The sequence below is a fragment of the Halomonas cerina genome, assembly GCF_014192215.1.
Lineage (GTDB): Bacteria > Pseudomonadota > Gammaproteobacteria > Pseudomonadales > Halomonadaceae > Halomonas > Halomonas cerina.
Window position 1 is genome coordinate 118,083 of record NZ_JACHXP010000010.1, and the last position, 17,914, is coordinate 135,996.

Annotated in this window: 17 protein-coding genes; 3 read left to right on the forward strand and 14 right to left on the reverse strand. The window is 67.8% G+C overall.

The genetic code is table 11. The annotated features are described in order from the left end of the window. Positions 1-12 precede the first annotated feature (12 nt). The 5 genes from lepA to rpoE form a co-directional block, all read right to left on the reverse strand. Positions 13-1,830, reverse strand: a complete 1,818-nt coding sequence (gene lepA, locus FHR94_RS11480) for a translation elongation factor 4 (RefSeq protein ID WP_183325856.1) — start codon at positions 1,828-1,830, stop codon at positions 13-15. Positions 1,831-1,999: 169 nt separating this feature from the next. Further along, complete coding sequence (locus FHR94_RS11485) at positions 2,000-3,409, reverse strand: DegQ family serine endoprotease (RefSeq protein ID WP_183325857.1); 1,410 nt, start codon at positions 3,407-3,409, stop codon at positions 2,000-2,002. Between the two features lie 98 nt (positions 3,410-3,507). Beyond that, entirely contained in the window at positions 3,508-4,530 is a 1,023-nt protein-coding gene (locus FHR94_RS11490) for a MucB/RseB C-terminal domain-containing protein (RefSeq protein ID WP_183325858.1), read from the reverse strand. Continuing rightward, on the reverse strand, positions 4,530-5,231 hold the full coding sequence (locus FHR94_RS11495; RefSeq protein ID WP_183325859.1) for a sigma-E factor negative regulatory protein: 702 nt from the start codon (positions 5,229-5,231) through the stop codon (positions 4,530-4,532). Before FHR94_RS11495 ends, FHR94_RS11490 begins: the two co-directional genes overlap by 1 nt. Before the next feature lie 190 nt (positions 5,232-5,421). Further along, the gene (gene rpoE / locus FHR94_RS11500) at positions 5,422-6,027 is read right to left on the reverse strand and encodes an RNA polymerase sigma factor RpoE (protein ID WP_183325860.1); all 606 of its coding nucleotides are present in this window, start codon (positions 6,025-6,027) and stop codon (positions 5,422-5,424) included. A gap of 321 nt (positions 6,028-6,348) precedes the next feature. On the opposite strand from rpoE, the gene FHR94_RS11505 reads away from it, so the two are divergent. After that, complete coding sequence (locus FHR94_RS11505; protein ID WP_183325861.1) at positions 6,349-7,428, forward strand: 3-deoxy-7-phosphoheptulonate synthase; 1,080 nt, start codon at positions 6,349-6,351, stop codon at positions 7,426-7,428. Positions 7,429-7,520: 92 nt separating this feature from the next. Here FHR94_RS11505 and dinG read toward each other — a convergent pair whose 3' ends face one another. Together dinG and rhlB are read right to left on the reverse strand one after the other, a co-directional pair. Beyond that, entirely contained in the window at positions 7,521-9,665 is a 2,145-nt protein-coding gene (gene dinG / locus FHR94_RS11510) for an ATP-dependent DNA helicase DinG (RefSeq protein ID WP_183325862.1), read from the reverse strand. 84 nt (positions 9,666-9,749) lie between these two features. Further along, positions 9,750-11,030, reverse strand: a complete 1,281-nt coding sequence (gene rhlB / locus FHR94_RS11515; protein WP_246389930.1) for an ATP-dependent RNA helicase RhlB — start codon at positions 11,028-11,030, stop codon at positions 9,750-9,752. Between the two features lie 162 nt (positions 11,031-11,192). Between rhlB and FHR94_RS11520 the strand changes: the two genes are divergently transcribed. Further along, complete coding sequence (locus tag FHR94_RS11520) at positions 11,193-11,435, forward strand: hypothetical protein (RefSeq protein WP_183325863.1); 243 nt, start codon at positions 11,193-11,195, stop codon at positions 11,433-11,435. Further along, entirely contained in the window at positions 11,435-12,250 is an 816-nt protein-coding gene (gene xthA, locus FHR94_RS11525) for an exodeoxyribonuclease III (protein ID WP_183325864.1), read from the forward strand. Before FHR94_RS11520 ends, xthA begins: the two co-directional genes overlap by 1 nt. Before the next feature lie 63 nt (positions 12,251-12,313). Here the strand turns inward: xthA and FHR94_RS11530 are convergent, their stop codons facing one another. The 7 genes from FHR94_RS11530 to FHR94_RS11560 form a co-directional block, all read right to left on the reverse strand. Continuing rightward, positions 12,314-12,694, reverse strand: a complete 381-nt coding sequence (locus FHR94_RS11530; protein ID WP_183325865.1) for a DUF6746 family protein — start codon at positions 12,692-12,694, stop codon at positions 12,314-12,316. A 146-nt stretch (positions 12,695-12,840) separates the two neighbouring features. Next, positions 12,841-13,980 (reverse strand): hypothetical protein, encoded by a 1,140-nt coding sequence (locus FHR94_RS11535; protein WP_183325866.1) that lies wholly within the window; start codon positions 13,978-13,980, stop codon positions 12,841-12,843. Positions 13,981-13,985: 5 nt separating this feature from the next. Continuing rightward, positions 13,986-14,720 (reverse strand): energy transducer TonB, encoded by a 735-nt coding sequence (locus FHR94_RS11540; protein ID WP_183325867.1) that lies wholly within the window; start codon positions 14,718-14,720, stop codon positions 13,986-13,988. Then, on the reverse strand, positions 14,720-15,127 hold the full coding sequence (locus FHR94_RS11545) for an ExbD/TolR family protein (protein ID WP_183325868.1): 408 nt from the start codon (positions 15,125-15,127) through the stop codon (positions 14,720-14,722). Before FHR94_RS11545 ends, FHR94_RS11540 begins: the two co-directional genes overlap by 1 nt. Continuing rightward, positions 15,120-15,656: a MotA/TolQ/ExbB proton channel family protein gene (locus FHR94_RS11550; protein ID WP_183325869.1), complete on the reverse strand. Its 537-nt coding sequence runs from the start codon at positions 15,654-15,656 to the stop codon at positions 15,120-15,122. The genes FHR94_RS11545 and FHR94_RS11550 overlap by 8 nt, the downstream gene beginning before the upstream one ends. After that, positions 15,637-17,028, reverse strand: coding sequence for a MotA/TolQ/ExbB proton channel family protein (locus tag FHR94_RS11555; RefSeq protein WP_183325870.1), 1,392 nt, complete (start codon positions 17,026-17,028; stop codon positions 15,637-15,639). The genes FHR94_RS11550 and FHR94_RS11555 overlap by 20 nt, the downstream gene beginning before the upstream one ends. Then, positions 17,028-17,798 carry a DUF3450 domain-containing protein gene (locus FHR94_RS11560; RefSeq protein ID WP_343064667.1) on the reverse strand — a complete coding sequence of 257 codons (771 nt, stop codon included), beginning with the start codon at positions 17,796-17,798 and terminating at the stop codon, positions 17,028-17,030. Before FHR94_RS11560 ends, FHR94_RS11555 begins: the two co-directional genes overlap by 1 nt. Positions 17,799-17,914: the final 116 nt, after the last annotated feature.

The window sequence follows — 17,914 nt, forward strand, 5'->3', positions numbered from 1 at the left end:
GTCGTCGCCTTCCTAGTCGTTCACCTTGAGCACGGCGAGAAAGGCGTCCTGGGGAATCTCCACCCGCCCGACCTGCTTCATGCGTTTCTTGCCTGCCTTCTGTTTCTCGAGCAGCTTCTTCTTGCGAGTGATGTCGCCGCCATAGCACTTGGCGGTGACGTTCTTGCGCAACGCCTTGACGGTGGAACGCGCCACCACCTGGCCACCGATGGCGGCCTGGATGGCGACATCGAACATCTGCCGCGGGATCAGCTCCTTCATCTTCTCGACCAGCACCCGCCCGCGGGCGTGGGCATGGTCGCGATGGATGATCACTGCCAGGGCATCCACCCGGTCGCCGTTAATCAGCACGTCCAAACGCACCAGCCGGGCGGCCTCGAAGCGCTCGAAGTTATACTCCAGCGAGGCGTACCCCTTGGAGATCGACTTGAGCCGGTCGAAGAAGTCCATTACCACTTCGGACATGGGCAGCTCATAGGTGAGCTGGATCTGGCTGCCCAGGAATTGCATGTCGAGCTGGGTGCCACGACGGCTCTCGCACTCGGTGATGACGTTGCCGACGAACTCCTGGGGCACCAGGATGCTGGCCCGCACGATGGGCTCGCGCATCTCGTCCACGTCGGCCATGTCCGGCAGCTTGGAGGGATTGGCCACATAGCGTGTCTCGCCGTTGTTCATGGCCAGCTCGTAGATCACCGTCGGCGCGGTGGTCAGCAGGTCCAGGTCATACTCGCGCTCGAGACGCTCCTGGATGATCTCCATGTGCAGGGTACCGAGGAAGCCGACCCGGAACCCGAAGCCCAAGGCGTCGGAGTTCTCCGGCTCATATTCCAGCGACGCATCGTTGAGCGCCAGCTTCTCGAGGGCATCCCGGAAGTCCTCGTAGTCGTCGGCACTGACCGGGAACATGCCGGCATAGACCTGCGGCTTGACCTTCTGGAAACCGGGCAGGCGCGGCACATCGGGTGTCTTGGCATGGGTGATGGTATCCCCCACCGGCGCGCCGTGGATGTCCTTGATGCCGGCCACCACGAAGCCCACCTCACCGGCCCGCAGGATGTCGGTCTCGCGACGCAGCGGCGTGAAGATGCCCACCTCGTTGGCCTGCCAGTCGCGTCCGGTGGACTTGATGCGGATCTTCTCGCCCTTTTTCAGGGTACCGTCGAAGATCCGCACCAGCGACACTACGCCCAGGTAGTTATCGAACCAGGAGTCGATGATCAACGCCTGCAGCGGCGCCTCTGGATCGCCCTTGGGCGGTGGAATATCACGCACCAAACGCTCGAGCAGCGCGTCGATGCCCATGCCGCTCTTGGCCGACACCTGGCAGGCGTCGGTGGCATCCAGGCCGATGATCTCCTCGATCTCGTGACTCACCTTGTCGGGATCGGCCTGAGGCAGGTCCATCTTGTTGAGCACCGGCAATACCTCGAGCCCCTGCTCGATGGCCGTGTAGCAGTTGGCCACCGACTGGGCCTCGACGCCCTGGCCGGCATCCACCACCAGCAGCGCCCCCTCGCAGGCGTAGAGCGAGCGGGAGACCTCGTAGGAAAAATCGACGTGGCCCGGGGTATCGATGAAGTTCAGCTGATAGGTGTTGCCATCCTCCGCATGGTAGTCCAGCGTCACCGACTGGGCCTTGATGGTGATGCCGCGCTCACGCTCCAGGTCCATGGAGTCGAGGACCTGTTCCTTGAGTTCGCGCTCGGTGAGGCCGCCACAGGTCTGGATCAGGCGGTCGGCCAGGGTCGACTTACCGTGATCGATGTGGGCAATGATAGAAAAATTGCGTATTCCGCTGATTTCTTTGCGATTTTCTTTACTACTCATGCAATGGAATCCGGTTCGAGACCGCGCCCTGAAGGACATGCCGTCGATGGCCAGGGGTCGGCGCGTCGTGTGAGATGGCGGCATTGTAGCGAGATGCGCCGGTCAGATACAGCGACCCGACGGCCGGGGCCGTCGGGTCGCGGGTCTGGCGGCAAGAAAATGACGCCACTCAGTCGTCGGAGAGCCGCATCGCCACAAACAGGGACCGACCCTCGCGATAGAGCCGCACCGGCACGGCCCGATCTTCCGGCAGGGTGCCGACCAGCTCGGTTAGCTGCTCGGGGCTTTCCACCGCACGATGGTCGATGCTGACCAGTACATCACCGGCGCGGATGCCTGCCGCGGCCGCCGCCCCATTGGGGTCGATCTGGACCACCCGCACCCCGGCCTCGATCCCCAGTTGCCGACGCTCGCCCTCCTGCAGGGGCTGCACCGCGATGCCCAGTCGAGTCGGGTTTTCGTCCTGGTCGCTGTCCCGGCCCGGTGCCTCGGGCCAGTCTCCCAGCGTGACGGAGAGTTCGCGACGCTCGCCATCCCGCAGCAGGGTCAGCTCCACCTCATTGCCAGGCGCCACCTGGCCGATCAGCCGCGGCAGCGTGCTGGACTGCGCCACTTCACGGCCATTGACCTCGAGGATGATATCCCCGGCTTCCAGACCGCCTTGGGCCGCTGGCCCGTCGGGATCCAGATCGGCGATCAGGGCCCCCTTGGGGCTGTCCATGCCGAAGGATTCGGCCAGGTCACGGGAGACCGGCTGGATCATCACGCCCAGCCACCCGCGACTGACGCTGCCCTCGTTGCGCAGTTGATCGGCCACGTCCATGGCCACATTGATCGGGATCGCGAAGGAGAGTCCCATGTAGCCGCCGCTGCGGGTCAGGATCTGGGAGTTGACACCGATCACCTCGCCCTCGAGGTTGAACAGGGGGCCGCCGGAATTGCCCGGATTGATGGCCACATCGGTCTGGATGAACGGCACATAGGCGTCCCGCGGCAGGGTGCGATCGATGGCGCTGATGATGCCGGCGGTCACCGAGTAATCGAAGCCGAAGGGCGAGCCGATGGCGGCCACCCACTGTCCCACCTTGAGCCCGTCGGAGTCACCGAGAGCCAGGGTAGGCAGGTTGACGGCATCGACCTTGAGCACGGCGACATCGGTCTTGGCATCGACCCCCACCAGCTCGGCCTGGAGCTCACGGCGGTCATTGAGCCGCACCACGATCTCGTCGGCCCCATCGACCACATGGGCATTGGTCATGATGTAGCCGTCCTCGTCGATGACGAAGCCGGACCCTAGTGACTGGCGTTCCTCGCTGCGTCCCGGACCACTCCCCGGCGGTATGGGGAAACGATCGCCGAAGAAATGACGGAAGATCTCGGGGACCTCCTGCCCACCGAAGTTGTGGAAGGGCGAGCGACCTTCCACCAGGCGAGTGGTGGAGATATTCACGACGCCCGGCGCCGCCTCTTCGACCAGTTCGGTGAAATCGGGCAGCTCGCGGGCCATGGCGGCCTGGCTGATCACCAGGGTCATGGCCAGCAGCATCCACAAGCCAAGATATCGCGTCATGCGCTTCATGAAGTCTCCTGCGAACAAGCATGTAGTTGGGTTGGCACCTTCTCTTACCACGCACGAATCAAAAGGTTCAGGCGCTACCGTCATCCAGCGCCACTCGCTCAGAAGTCATCACCCTGACTGGCCGACGCGGGGGGTGCATTCGCCGACGAGGATGCCTGCCCCTGCCATACCACACTATCGGCGACACGCAGCAGCACCCTGGGCGGCAGCTCGCCCATCACCACGACCTGCATGGGCTGCCCCCCGAGCTCCCGGTGGCGGACGGCGGCATGCGAGACGCCCAGCCGGTGCATGCCGGGAATCAGCAGGTCCTGATCCTCCAGGGGCTCGATGAACAGGCTAAGCGTAGAGAGCCCATCGCTGTACACACGGTGGCCGACGTTGCGATGACGCGCACTGCGGGTCTCCACCGGCTGACCGATGAAGCCTTCCGGTAACCAGCCGGGCGACCAGGGGCCATCGGGCGGTGGCCGCCCTCGATCCAGGTTGACTTCGCCATCGTGCAGGCGTGGTGTACCCAGTTCCGTGATCTGAAAGGTCTCGACCACCCGGCCCTGCTCGTCGATGAGCATCTGTTTCAGCGGCAGGGCAGTGGCGGTGTCGAGCCAGAAGCGATGGCCGTAGCGGAGCCCGTCGAGCGGCTCGATATCGAGACGCAGGGCATGGCGATTGGCGATGCGCTCCTCGCCTACTCGTTGCAGCCGGTAGAGCCCTTCGAGGTGATCGACGATACCCTCCGGCGAGGCCGGCATGGCCTGGCCGGAGGGCGACCAGCCCATGCGCCCGACCCGCCCGCGCCGCTCGAAGACCACCGCCGGCCCGTCCAGGAAGCGGGCCACTTCACGCTCGACCCCCTGGTGAATGTCATGGGAAAGCGCCAGGCTTCTGACGCCATCGGCACCGATGCGCACGGCACGTGCCTGGTAGATATAGCAGTGGCTGGCCCACAGGCTGCGCTGGAACCATTCATCGGCGCTGGAGGGCGTCCCCTGGTCGGCCAGGGTGCGACAGTCGAACTGCTCGGGAGCCGCCTGGAGTCGGGACGGCAGCAGAGCCGCCATCACCAACCAGGTGCCGACCAGCGAGGCCGCGAGACCGCGGCCCGCTCCCCCCCGACGCATCAGGGCTGCCCCAGCGTCTCGTTGCCGGAGGCACGCAGCAGCGGCATCCAGACGTCGCCACCGGCATAGGCTGCTCCCTCGGCATGACGATCGAGGTAGGACTGCAGCAGCAGGGCCTGCTGCTGGTCACTGCGCAGCGACTGGCGCGGCATGGGAGCCGAAAAAAGCGGAGAGGACTCGGCGCCCACGGTCATCAGTCCCCGGCCACCGGCGCTGCCCTGGAACATCGGCAGGTCCGTGAGCGACGGTGCCCGGACACTAGCCGGGCTAGCATCGACCTGGCTCGCACCGGCGATGTCCCCACCCGTGGAGCCAGTGGATACAGGCGCGGCCAACTGGGCACCATCGGCCTCCGGCTGACCGCTCTGGTAGAACTGGACGCCGGTGATCACCATCAGCGAGACGGCGGCCGCGATGCCGGCACTGCGGGCGAAGGGCAGGGAACGGCGGGCGACATCGGACGCCGGCGAGGCCGCCGGTGTCGGCTCGTCCTGGAGCCGGGCCAGGATACCGGCCGATAGGTCGGTGGTGACATCGACCTCGGTATCGCGATGCATCAGGCTTCTCATCAGGTGGTAACGGCGCCAGGCATCGGCAGCATCGGGCTTGTTCTCCAAGGCCTTGAGGGCCCGCCTCAGCTCGAGTTCATCGCCCTCGTTGTCCATTAGCGCAGAAAGCGATTCCCGTGCGTTCTGACTCATTCTTGCACCCTCTCACTCGACAGGGCGATCGGGCCCTGCGTTCTCTGGAAAGCCTGATTGTTCCGGCCACGAGGCAGCGTGCCTCGGCCGCCCAAAGCGATCTCGCCTACCGGCAGCGAGTCGGTCACCGCATATGACGCCTCGGATGCCAGACAGTTCAGCAAATCGACAAAAACAGCGGAAGTGTGCCTCACTCCGACACGGTCTCCTGGTTGCGCGAGGTGGTCACCAGCGGCCGGATATGCTGGTCCACGGCCTCACGGGCGCGGAAGATCCGCGAACGCACGGTGCCGACGGGACACTCCATGATGTTGGCAATGTCCTCGTAGGAGAGGCCATCGAGCTCGCGCAGGGTGATCGCCGTGCGCAGGTCATCGGGCAGCGCCTCGATGGCTTCGAAGACCGCGGCCTCGAGCTGGTCGCGGGCGATGGCCGCCTCTGGGGTCTCGATATCGGCCAGGCGCCCGCTATGATCGACGATTTCGGCATCCACGATATCGAGATCGCTGCCCGGGGGGCGCCGCCCCTTGGACACCAAATGGTTCTTGGCGGTGTTGATGGCGATCCGGTACATCCAGGTATAGAAGGCGCTCTCCGACCGAAACTTGCCCAGCGCTCGGTAGGCCTTGATGAAGGCCTCCTGGGCCACATCCTGCACTTCGGCATGGTCATGGATGTAGCGACCGATGAGGCCGATGATCTTGTGCTGGTACTTCTTGACCAACAGGTCGAAGGCGCGGGTATCGCCCTTCTGGGCGCGCTCGACGAGTTGCTGATCGGTTTCCCGGGTACCCATTCAGGCCCTCCCGGCGTGGGGAGGAAGAAAGGGGTCGCCACCGAACGGTCGCGAGAAGGCGTGCATCGCTAGCATAGTGTCAACCTGGAGCCCTGGGGGCAGCTGAAGGATCGAACGCCGCACATGGCGCAAAGTCTACGTGTTCCTGAAAGGCATAAGTGTTCCTGTTTCTCGATTGCCCATCAAGCGCCCTGCCCCCTATAACGGAGCAAGCGCAGCGCCATGGGTGCAGGTTCCCGGCAAGATTGAATTTGCCGGGCCTCCGCGCGATAGTAGGGGCCATCATACGCACGCCGCGCAGACACGACACAGGTAGCATGCATGTCCGAACAACAGGTCAACAACCTTAACGTTCTCGCCCAGGACGTTCTGATCACCCCCGAGGCACTCAAGCAGGAGATTCCGCTCACCGAGGCCGCCGAACGCACCGTCATCGAGGGACGCGAGACTATCCAGGCGATCCTCGACGGCGATGATCCCCGCCTGCTGATGGTCGTGGGCCCCTGCTCCATCCACGACGTCGACGCAGCCCTGGACTATGCACGCCGCTTGCGTCAGCTGGCCGACGAGGTGAAGGATAGCCTCTACATCGTGATGCGGGTTTATTTCGAGAAGCCGCGGACCACGGTGGGCTGGAAGGGGCTGATCAACGACCCTCACCTCAATGGCTCCTTCGAGATCGAGGAAGGCCTGCATATCGGCCGTCGCCTGCTCGTGGAACTGGCCGATATGGGCCTGCCGCTGGCCACCGAGGCGCTCGACCCCATCTCGCCCCAGTACCTGCAGGACTGCATCAGCTGGTCGGCGATCGGCGCGCGCACCACCGAGTCCCAGACTCACCGCGAGATGGCGTCCGGCCTTTCCGGCCCCGTCGGCTTCAAGAACGGGACCGACGGCAGCCTGGATGTCGCCGTCAACGCCCTGCAGTCGGTCGCGCACCCGCACAACTTCCTGGGCATCGACCAGGCCGGCCAGGTGGCCATCATCCGCACCCGCGGCAACGCCTACGGCCATGTGGTGCTGCGCGGCGGCAACGGCAAGCCCAACTATGACAGCGTCAGCGTGGCCCTGGCCGAGCAGGAGCTGAGCCGTGCGGGCATCCAGCCCAATATCATGATCGACTGCTCCCATGCCAACTCCAACAAGGACCCGTCTCTGCAGACCCTGGTGCTGGAGAACGTGACCAACCAGATCCTCGAGGGCAACCACTCGATCATCGGCCTGATGGTCGAGTCGAACATCGGCTGGGGGAACCAGAAGATCCCCGACGACATCAGCCAGCTCCAGTACGGCGTCTCCATCACCGATGCCTGCATCGACTGGGAGACCACCGTCGCGTCCTTCCACCGAATGAACGACAAGCTGGCGCCGGTGCTGGCCAAGCGTCGCCAGGCGGCCTGAGCACCCTGCCCCTCTCGAGGCACCACCGACACGGGCCCGCCATTCGGCGGGCCCATGGTTTACCACCGTGCATGGCCCGGCAGACAGGGGCGTCAACCGCCCTGCACCACCCCATCGATCTCACGCACGAAGGGGGGCAAGGCATCGAGCAGCGCCCGGCCGTAGCGGCGAGTCAGCACCCGCCGATCGAGCAGGGTGATGCGACCCTGGTCAGCCTCCTTGCGGATCAGCCGCCCGCAGGCCTGCACCAGCTTGATGGAGGCGTCCGGGACGCTGATGCGCATGAAGGGGTTGCCGCCCTGGCTCTCGATCCATTCGGCCAAGGTGGCGCCCACCGGGTCGTCGGGCACGGCGAAGGGCAGCCGGGTGATCACCACGTGAGTCAGGTAGTCGCCGGGCAGGTCGATGCCCTCGGCGAAGCTCGCCAGGCCGAAGAGGATGCTGCCCTGCCCCTGGTCGACCCGGGCCCGGTGGCGCTCCACCAGTTCGCGCTTGGGCAACCGGTCCTGGGCCAGCACCCGCTCGCGTCGCGCCGATGACAGTCCCTTCTCCACGGCCCGTAGCTGGGCGCGGGAGGAGAACAGTGCGAGCACCGCCTCGTCATCGCCGAGGGCCTCGACGAAATCGATGATGGCACGCTCGTGGCCCTCGCGGTCGGCGGGGTCCACCGCCTCCCGGGGGACGCTGAGCACCGCCCGAGAATAGTCGAAGGGGCTCGGCAGGCACTGGTAGCGGTAGCGGTTGGCGAGCCCGGCACGCTCCTGCAGGCGCTCGAAGCGGCCGAGCGCGGTGAGAGTCGCCGAGGTCACCACCGCCCCGAAGCAGCGCCCCCACAGCGATTTGGCCAGAGTATGGGCGGCGGAGACCGGGCTCGCCGCGAAGGTCAGCTCCGGCTCGCCCTGGAAACGCTCCAGGGCCAGCCAGCGGGCTCGGGGGGGCTCGCCTGGGGGATCGAGCTCGGCGAAGGCCTGCCACAGGGCATGGGCCTCCAAGGCCCGACCGTGGAGCAGCGCCACCAGGGGCAGCCAGGGCTCGGCCTGCTCCCGAGACAGGCCGGTGGACTTCTCGGGATCGAGGCTCTCGCGCAGGATGTCGGCCATGGCCTCCAGGGTACGCGACAGCTCGGCGAACAGCGTTACCAGGCCGTCGGCGTGCTCGCGCAGGGCGTCCGGCACCCGGCCCATCGTGAAGCGATGCTGGGCGCCCTCCTCGCCATCGCCGAGACCCTCCGGGCGCCCGGCGAGCTGGTGGCCCAGGGCGAAGGTCTCGCCGAGCCGCGGCTCCACCGCCTCGAACAGCTGGGGCAGGCTCGCCAGCAGCCGCGCCAGGGTGGGCTGCACGGCCAGCGCCTGATTGAGCTCGGTGAGCGACTTCTTGAGGCTGCGAAGCCAGCGCAGGCCACCGCCCACGGCGAAGCGGTGGGTGAAGTGGTTGAGCGCCTTGTCCGGCAGGTGGTGGCCCTCGTCGAAGACGTAGATGCAGTCGCCGGGGTCCGGCAGCACCACGCCGCCGCCCAGGGCCAGGTCGGCCAGCACCAGGTCGTGGTTGGCGACGATGACGTCGGCGCTGTCCAGGTCGCGGCGGGCGCGGAAGAAGGCGCAGGCGCCGAAGTGGCCGCAACGGCGGTTGGTGCACTGGCGATGGTCGACGGTCAGCTTGCGCCAATGGGCGTCCTCGATGGCCTCGGGCCAGCTGTCGCGGTCGCCGGCCCAGCGGCCGTTGCCGTAGGCCTCGCCCAGGGACTGGACGAGCGTCTGGAAGTCGTCGCCACCGCTGTCGAGGGCCTGCTCGAAGAGCGATAGGGTGGGGTTGTCCTCGCCGCCGTCCATGGCCTGGTCGAGGCGCGCCACGCAGACGTAACGCCCGCGCCCCTTGGCCAGGGCATAGTCGAAGGCCAGGCCGCTGTGGGCCTTGAGGGCCGGCAGGTCCTGGTGCAGCACCTGCTCCTGCAGGGCCACGGTGGCGGTGGCGATCACCAGGCGCTTGCCGCGAGCGCGGGCCACCGGCAAGGCGGCCAGCAGATAGGCCAGGGTCTTGCCGGTGCCGGTGCCGGCTTCCAGCACGCAGACGTGCTCGTCGCTGACCCGCCGGCCGGATTCGTCGGCCTCGATGCCCGCCAGGGTGCGGGCGATCTCGGCGATCATCAGCCGCTGGCCGTAGCGCGGTGTGAGCTCGAGTCCCTCGATCACCCGCCGGTAGGCGGCCTGGATCTCGCCCTTCAGGGCCTCGTCAAGCATGGTCTGCCCTGCCTCATTTGGAGGTAACCGCGGCTTTCTCGGCGCGTCTTCCCGCTTCCAGGCGCGCAGCGCCGCTCTGACAGCTTACAAGAGCCCTTCCGGCGGATGCTCACAGGGCAGCTTGTCGTTGATATAGCGCTCGATCTCCGGCAGCGAGAAGGCATCCTCTTCCCCCACGAAGCTGATCGACACGCCCTTGGCGCCGGCACGCCCGGTACGCCCGATGCGGTGGACATAGTCCTCGGGATCCTCCGGCAGGGTGTAGTTGATGACGTGACTGACATCCTCGATATGGATGCCGCGTCCCGCCACGTCGGTGGCCACCAGCACCTGGATCTCGCCCTCGCGAAACTTCTCCAAGGTGGTGATACGTTGGTTCTGGGGCACGTCGCCGGACAGCATGGCCGCGTTGATTCCGGCCTTCTTCAGCACATCGTCGAGCTTGCGCACCAGGTCGCGGCGGTTGCCGAAGACCATCACCCGGTCGAAGCTCTCCTGCTTCAGCAGGTTGACCAGCAGACGCTGCTTGTCGGCGTCGCTGACCAGATAGACCCGCTGGTCGATGTCGGCGGCGTTGTCGACGGTGACCTCGATCTCCACGTGGGCCGGCTCATGGGTCCACTGGCTGGCCAGGTTGAGGATGTCGGGACTGAAGGTGGCCGAGAACAGGAAGGTCTGGCGCTCTTCCTTCTTCGGGGTGTGGCGGATGATGCGCTTGACGTCGGGGATGAAGCCCATGGACAGCATGCGGTCGGCCTCGTCGAGCACCAGCACCTCGACCTGAGTCAGGTCCACGTCACGCTTCTCGTGGAAGTCCAGCAGTCGTCCCGGCGTTGCCACCAGGATATCCAGCTTCTTGCCCAGTCCCTCGCGCTGCTTCTGGTAGTCCATGCCACCGACCACGCTGGCGACATTGAGCTGGGTGAAACGCGCCAGCGCCTTGGCGTCCTTCTCAATCTGCAGCGCCAGCTCCCGGGTCGGGGCCACGATCAGCGCCCGGGGGGCGCCGGGCTTCTGGCCGTCCGGCGCTTCCTCCTCGAGGAAGTAGGCGAGGATCGCAATCAGGAAGGCCGCGGTCTTGCCCGTCCCGGTCTGGGCCTTGCCGACGATATCGCCGCCCAGCAGGGTCTGGGCCAGGGCTTCGGCCTGGATCGGGGTGCAGTATTCGAACCCCAGGGCATGGATCGCCCGCATCAGCGGCAGCGGCAGATCGAAGTCATGGAAGCGCCACTTGCCCGCCACGGCGGGGACCTGGAACTGGCGCAGATCCCAGTTCGACTGGCGGCGGCGCGGCTTGCGACGGCGACGCTTGGGCTTGCGGTTCTCGGTCTTGGCCGGTGCGGTGGTCTGTTCCGACTCGCTCATAGGCTGTGCTGTCTCGTCCATGGTGGTGGATGGATGCATCAAGGATGGATGCGTGACGCAAACGGCCATTGTACCAGTCTGAAGCGTCGAGGGCGCGCCCGCTGTCGAAGCGCCACCCCTGGGGCTGATAGAATGAGCCCCATTATCCAAGGAGCCTGCGTCATGACGCGCAAGAAGAAGACCCGCTCGCTGGCCGACAAGGTGCAGATCCGTACCGGTCGGCGCAAGGACTACAAGCAGTGGCGCCACGACAACCCCGACCAGGTCACCTCGTCGACCCGTTACACCCAGAAGAAGCGCCAGCAGCGCAAGCTGCAGGCGGCGCGCAAGCTGGCCCGTCAGGCACAAGGCCAGGAGATCGACATCCATCCCGACCGCAGGAACGACGGGGAGGGTCGCGACTGATGCGCCTGGTGTCCTTCAACATCAACGGCATTCGCGCCCGCCTCCATCAGCTCGAGGCGCTGATCGAGGCGCACCGGCCGGACGTGATCGGCCTGCAGGAGACCAAGGTCCAGGACAGCGAGTTCCCGGTGGCCGCGGTGGAGGCCATGGGCTATCACGTCTATTTCCACGGCCAGAAGGGCCACTACGGCGTGGCGCTGCTATGCCGGGACGAGCCCGAAGCGGTCTACCGGGGCTTTCCGGACGACGGTGAAGAGGCCCAGCGGCGGCTGATCGGCGTGCGCCTGCGCGGCGCCGACGGTGAGCCGCTGACGGTGTGGAACGGCTATTTCCCCCAGGGCGAGAACATCGATCATCCGGTGAAGTTTCCCCACAAGCGCGAATTCTACGCCCAGCTGCGGCGGCTACTCGACGAGCACCACGCCCCCGAGGAGCGCCTGGCGATCATGGGCGACTTCAACATCTCGCCGGAGGACATCGACATCGGCATCGGCGAGCCCAACCGCAAGCGCTGGCTGCGCGAGGGCAAGACCAGCTTCCAGCCGGTGGAGCGCGAGTGGCTCCAAGGCATCAAGGCCTGGGGCCTGACCGACAGCTACCGGCTCTGCCACCCGGAGGTGAGTGACCGCTTCAGTTGGTTCGACTACCGCTCACGGGGATTCGAGCGCGACCCCAAGCGCGGCCTGCGCATCGACTATATCCTCGTCACCCCGGCGCTGGCCGAGAAGGTGCGCGAGGCCGGCATCGACTACGCGCTGCGGGGCATGGAAAAGCCTTCGGATCACGCCCCGGTGTGGTGCGATCTGGCCTTATGATCGGTCTTGACGCGTGACGGCCGCCATTGGGCGGCCGTCAGTAACCGGCGCTGCCGCTAGCACTTAGCGGACGACCGTCCAAGCTGTCTTCAGATAGGCCTCGCCGTTGGACTTGACGCCCTCGTAGTCGCCGGTCTCGGAGCCGATGTGGACCTCCTCCAGGGTGGCGGCCACGGCCTCTAGCTCCGTGTGGATCTTGGCCAGCGCCTCTTCGATGGTGTAGCTCAGCTGGTGGATGTTGCCCATGTCCTCGTCGTTGAGCTCTTCGCTTTCGAGGATTGCGGCCAGCTTCTCGTTGTACTCGGTGAAGTTGGCTACCGCTTCCACCAAGGTTTCCGATGGCTTGGCTTCGAAGTGATCGACGCGCTCTTGCTCGTCGGCCATGGCCAGTGGTACGGCAGTCATCAGGCCAGCGAGTGCCAGCGCGATCAGCGGCTGTTTCATGAATCATCCCCTTCTGTCGGTTCGCTACAGTTCGTTCGCCACGTAGTGATGGAGGTAAAGAAGCGGCAGGTGGTCGGTGCCGCTGCCTGGTTAACCCTATCACTCGCTCCATCAAATGCAAACAAGTATCATTAACTACATCGATATCAAGGGACCTGAGTCACGTCTTGCGCGCTTTCACGGGTAGGGTGGCCACGCCCCTCCTGCTGCAGGACCGCCAGCCAGGCTTCGGCCACCTCGACGCCTCGCTCCAGCGCGGCTTCCAGGGCCCGTTCCGCCAGGGCCTCGCGCCCCCAGCCGTGGGCCAGCTGTCCGAGACGCAACCAGTCGTCGCCGGCATCGCTGCGCCGGGCGACGTGACGCCAGGCCGAGAGGGCCCGTTCGCGGTCGCGCGCCTGCGCCCAGGCCTGGGCCAGCAGGCGCCGGTGCTCTAAGGTGTCGGGCAGCACTTCCTCATCGAGCGCCTCGGCCAGGTGCTCTGCCGCTCGCGCCGGGGTGCCACCGGCCAGGTGCAGCTTGACCAGGGTAAGGCGATCCTCGCTGTCGCTCAGCACGCCGAGTCGCCAGCCGGCTTCCCACAGGGCCGCCGCCTGTCCGGGCGCTCCCAGCCGCTGGGCGAGCCCGGCCGCGCCTCGCCATGCCTCGGCGTCGCTGTCGGCATCCAGGCCATCACCCAGCAGCGCGAGGGCGCGCTCGTCGTGGCCGGCGCGTCGGTAGACGGCTACCGCCAGCGCGCGCTGTGCCTCATCCGGGGTATCGCCGGCCTCCAAGGCGCGCTTCACCCAGCGGGCCGCTGCATCCCAGCGTTCGAGTTCGGCCTGAGCGCGCGCCATCCGCCAATGATCGGATGGCAATCCGGCGTGACGCTGGAACCAGTCATCGAGCAGGGCCACGCCCGCCGCCATGTCACCGGCGGCCAGGCGCAGCCCGGCCTCCTGGCGCTGCCAGCGATCGCGCTGCTCGGCGTCCGCGACGTCGCTCGCGCGCGCCTCACGCAGCAGATCGGCCGCAGCCTCGGCGCGACCGGCACGCGCCTCGGCACTGGCCGCCAGCTGCAGGTAGAGGGCCCGTGCCCAGCGGTCGGCGGCATTGCCGCCGGCCAGGCGTTCGGCCTGGGCCAGGGCCCGATCGCGCACCACGGTGTGCTCCTGTGCCCGCAGCCGCTGTTCCAGGGCTTCCAGGTCGCGAATGATGCCGCCCGGCAGCGAGGGGGCCGCCAGGGCGGGGCTGGCCAGCGCCAGCCAGGCGCCGGCGATCAGGCTGGCCAAGGGAAGACGTGATGTCATGGTGGTTACCTCAGCCGGAATTCCAGGCGTTGCCGCGCGAGGCGGCGCCCCTCGGCGGCGACGAACCGCCAGTCGGCGATGGCCCGGCGGGCGGCACGGTCGAAGACCCCACGGGGGTCGGCCTCGACGACCTCGATGCTACTCGGCTCGACTCGGCCGTCGGGGGCGATGATGAACTGCACCACCACATGCCCCTGGAGGCCGCGGCGCTGGGCCCGGGACGGATACTCCGGGGGCACGCGGCGGGTCGCCTGGGCCGAGCTCCCCACATCCACCGGTTCCCGGGAGACCGGCTCGGCGGAGGCCGCCGGGGCCGCGGCGGGCTGGGGCGCCGGCTCGGGGCTGGGCGTCGGGGCCGGCTCGGGGGCCGGGCGGGGCTCGGGCTCCGGTTGAGGCCGGGGCTCCGGCGGCGTCTCGGTGAGTTCCGGCAGCGACTCGTCCAGCGGCACTTCCGGCATTTCCATAGGGGGCAGCTCTGGCTCGGGCAGGGCGATGGCGCTGTCGACCTGCGGCGCCGGGGCCGGCTCCGGGGGCGGAGTCGGGGCGCTGGGCGGCGGAGGCGGCGCGGCGGAGGCCGGCACCGGCTCCGGCGCCGGTTCGGCCGGCACCTCGGCCAGCGCCATGGTCAGCGCCTGGCGCGGCTCGGACTCGGCCTGGGGCGGCACCACCAGCCACGCCAGCAGCAGGAACAGCGCCAGCGTCAGCGCCGTCCCGGCGAGCAGCGAGACCGGCAGGCGCATCAGGCGCCGCTCCGCTGGGCGGCAACGGCCACCTGCTCGACATCGGCCTCGCGCAGGCGATCCATCACCTCGATCAGCACGCCGGTCGTGGCCTCGCGGTCGGCTTGGATCACCACCGAGCCGTCGTCGCTGACCAGGCCGGCCACCCTGGGGCCCACCCGGTGCAGATCCACCGGCTCGCCGTCTACCCAGACCGCCCCTTCCGGGGTGATCGCCACCAGCACCTGGACGTCCGGACGTGGGGTCGCCGCGCTGGACTCTGGTCGCTCGATCTCCACCCCGCTCTCCTTGATGAAGCTGGTGGTGACGATGAAGAAGATCAGCATGATGAAGACCACATCCAGCATCGGGGTCAGGTTGACCTCGCTGGCTTCCTCGCCGGCGATGGCCAGTCGGCGTCTACGCATGGGCGTCCTCCGCGGCGCGGGCCAGGCGGTCGTGCAGCCGCTGGTCCTCGCGCCGGATGATGTGTTCGAGACGAGTGATGAACAAAAGCCCCACCACCGAGACCGCCATGCCGCTCAGCGTCGGCAGGGTGGCCCGGGCCACGCCGTCGGCCATGGCCCGGGCCTGGTTGACCTCGTTGACGGCCAGGCTGTCGAACACCGTGATCATGCCGGTGACGGTGCCCAACAGGCCCAGCAGCGGGCAGATCACCACCAGCAGCTTCAGCCAGGGCAGCGGACCGCGCAGCCGGGCGATCAACTCCCGGGTCCAGACCTCGCGCAGGGTCAGGGCGCTCCAGCTGGCGTGGTCGGCTCGCGCCACCCAGCGCTCCACCAGGGCCCGGCGCGCCGGGCGGTAATGGAGGCGGAAGAACCACCAGCGCTCGAGTGCCAGCGAGAACAGCAGCACGGCCACGCCGACGATGACCACCAGGACGGGGCCACCGGCCTCGACCAGCCACGCCAGGGGCTCAAGCCAGGGCATCGGCATGGCGCGGCGCCGCGGTCGGAGAGCCGGCGCGTCCGGTCTCCAGGGTGTCGGCGAGCACGGCGCTGGCCCGGCCCTCCAGGGTGCCGATCAGCGCGCGACTGCGGCTGGACAGCGCCGTGTGGGCGAACAGCAGCGGCACGGCGGTGATCAGGCCGAGCACCGTGGTGACCAGCGCCTGGCTGATGCCGCCGGCCATCAGCTGGGGGTCGCCGGTGCCGAACACGGTGATCGACTGGAAGGTCACGATCATGCCGGTGACGGTGCCCAGCAGGCCCAGCAGCGGCGCCACCGCGGCAAGCATCTTGACCAGGCCCTGGCCTCGCTCGAGACGCGGCTGCTCGGCGAGCAGCGCCTCGTCGAGGCGGGCCTCCAGGGCCTCGGTGGCTTGCCCGGTGCCGAGAGCCTGGAAACGCTGCAGTGCCCGGCCCAGGGGGTTGTCGTCACGCAGCCGCTCGAGATTGCCCAGCTGGCGGCGCAGGGTCACGGTGACCCGCAGCAGGTAAAGATACTGGCCGAGCGCCACCAGCAGGCCGCCGAGGCCCAGTGCCACGACCACATAGCCTACGACGCCACCCTGCCGGAAGCGCTCCCAGAGGGTCGGTTGTTGCGCCAGGGCCTCGAGGACCCGGCCATCGGCGGGATCGAAGGACACCACTTCGCCTGCGCCGGCCTGGAAGGCCTGCAGGCGTTCGGCCACGCCGGCCGGCGTATGCGGCAGCACCGCCAGGCGGCCGTCCTCGCCGGTGCGCTCTAGCAGTTGGCCGTCGCTGGCCGCCAGCAGGTCACCGAGGCGGATCACGGCGCGCTCGGCCACCTCGCCGTCGGCCCCGGCCACCGGCGCCTGGACAGAGACCACGCGGGCGGTCTCGGCGGTCAGGCCCATCAGGCTGTCGGCCAGGGTGGCGAGCTGCTCGTCGCGCAGGATGTCGTCGGCGTCCAGGCGCGGGGGCAGTCGGGCCTCGGCGCCCAGGGTCAGCCAGCTGGCGCTCAAGTCATCGCGCAGCTCACCGCTGACGCCGGCCACCTCTTCGAAGACCGCCTCGAGGTCGCCGCCCTGCTCTTGGCGGCGGGCTTCGAGGGCCTCGAGCTCGGCGGTTTGGGCCTGCTGCTGGCCGTCCAGGGCCTCACGACGCTCCCGGACCTCGGCCAACTCGGCACGGGCCTGTTCGAGGGCGGCATCGAGGGCTCGCTCGTTATCGACCAGTTCGACCAGCCGCGCCCGGTCTCGAGCTTCGGCGGCCTCGCGTTCGGCGAGCAGGGTCTCGAGGGGGGCGTCCGGTGCCTCGGCGCCCTCCTGAGCCGGGGCCAGCAGCGGCGTCCCCGCCAGCAGCAGGCCGGCCAGCGCGGCGTGCAGGGTAAGGTTCCGGATCATCAGGCGTCCTCCCCAGATGTCGAAACGGGCTGCGAGACGGGCAGATCCAGCAGGGCCGGGGCGCGCTGCTCCCGGGCGATGGCCAGGCCCTTGCGGACCTCGGCCAGGGCGGTCTCGTCCAGGGGGCGCCACTCGCCGGGCTTTGCCTGCCAGAAGCCGCCCTGACGGCCATCGGGGGTCAGGTAGTACCAACCCACCCGGCCCAGGCGCAGGAAGTCCACCTCCCGCGGGGTGTCACCGGGCAGCTCGCCGCGCCAAGTATCGATCTCGCGGCCATAATCGAGCTCGGCACGCCAGGCGGCCAGCACCCGCTCGAGCTTATCGGCGATGTCGAGCTCGGGGTCGGCCAGCAGGGTCTCGAGGCTTTCCACCCGGGCCAGGCGCTCGTCGCGCAGGAAGGGCATGTCGCCTTCCACCCAGGTGCGCAGGCGCTCGACCATGCCGCGCATCAGCCCCGGCAGGGCCTCGCGGGTCTGGGACAGGGTATCGAGGGCCTCACGGCGGGAGGTCAATGTCGCGGCCTGGCGCTCGACCAGGGGCGTCAACTCGGCGTTGTAGCGCTTCAGGCGCCGGGTCTCTTCCCGGGCCTGGCGCAGGGCCTGGAGCTTGTCGCGCACCGCTTCGTCGGCACCGTCGATGCGCGCCTGCAGTTCGGCCTGGGTGCGCTGGGCATCGCTCGTCTCCTGCACCAGTTCGTCGGCGAAGGCCGGCACCATCACCAGCAGCCAGAGCATGGCGCCGCACAGAAGGCTCCTTGGAAGTATGTCCACTGACGGACTCCCTTGATGTTCGATCTCGATAAGCGCCGCCGCAACGTTCGGCCACGTCGGCAAACGACCAGACAATGCCATTGATGATAACAATTATCAATCATGGCAGGCGGCGA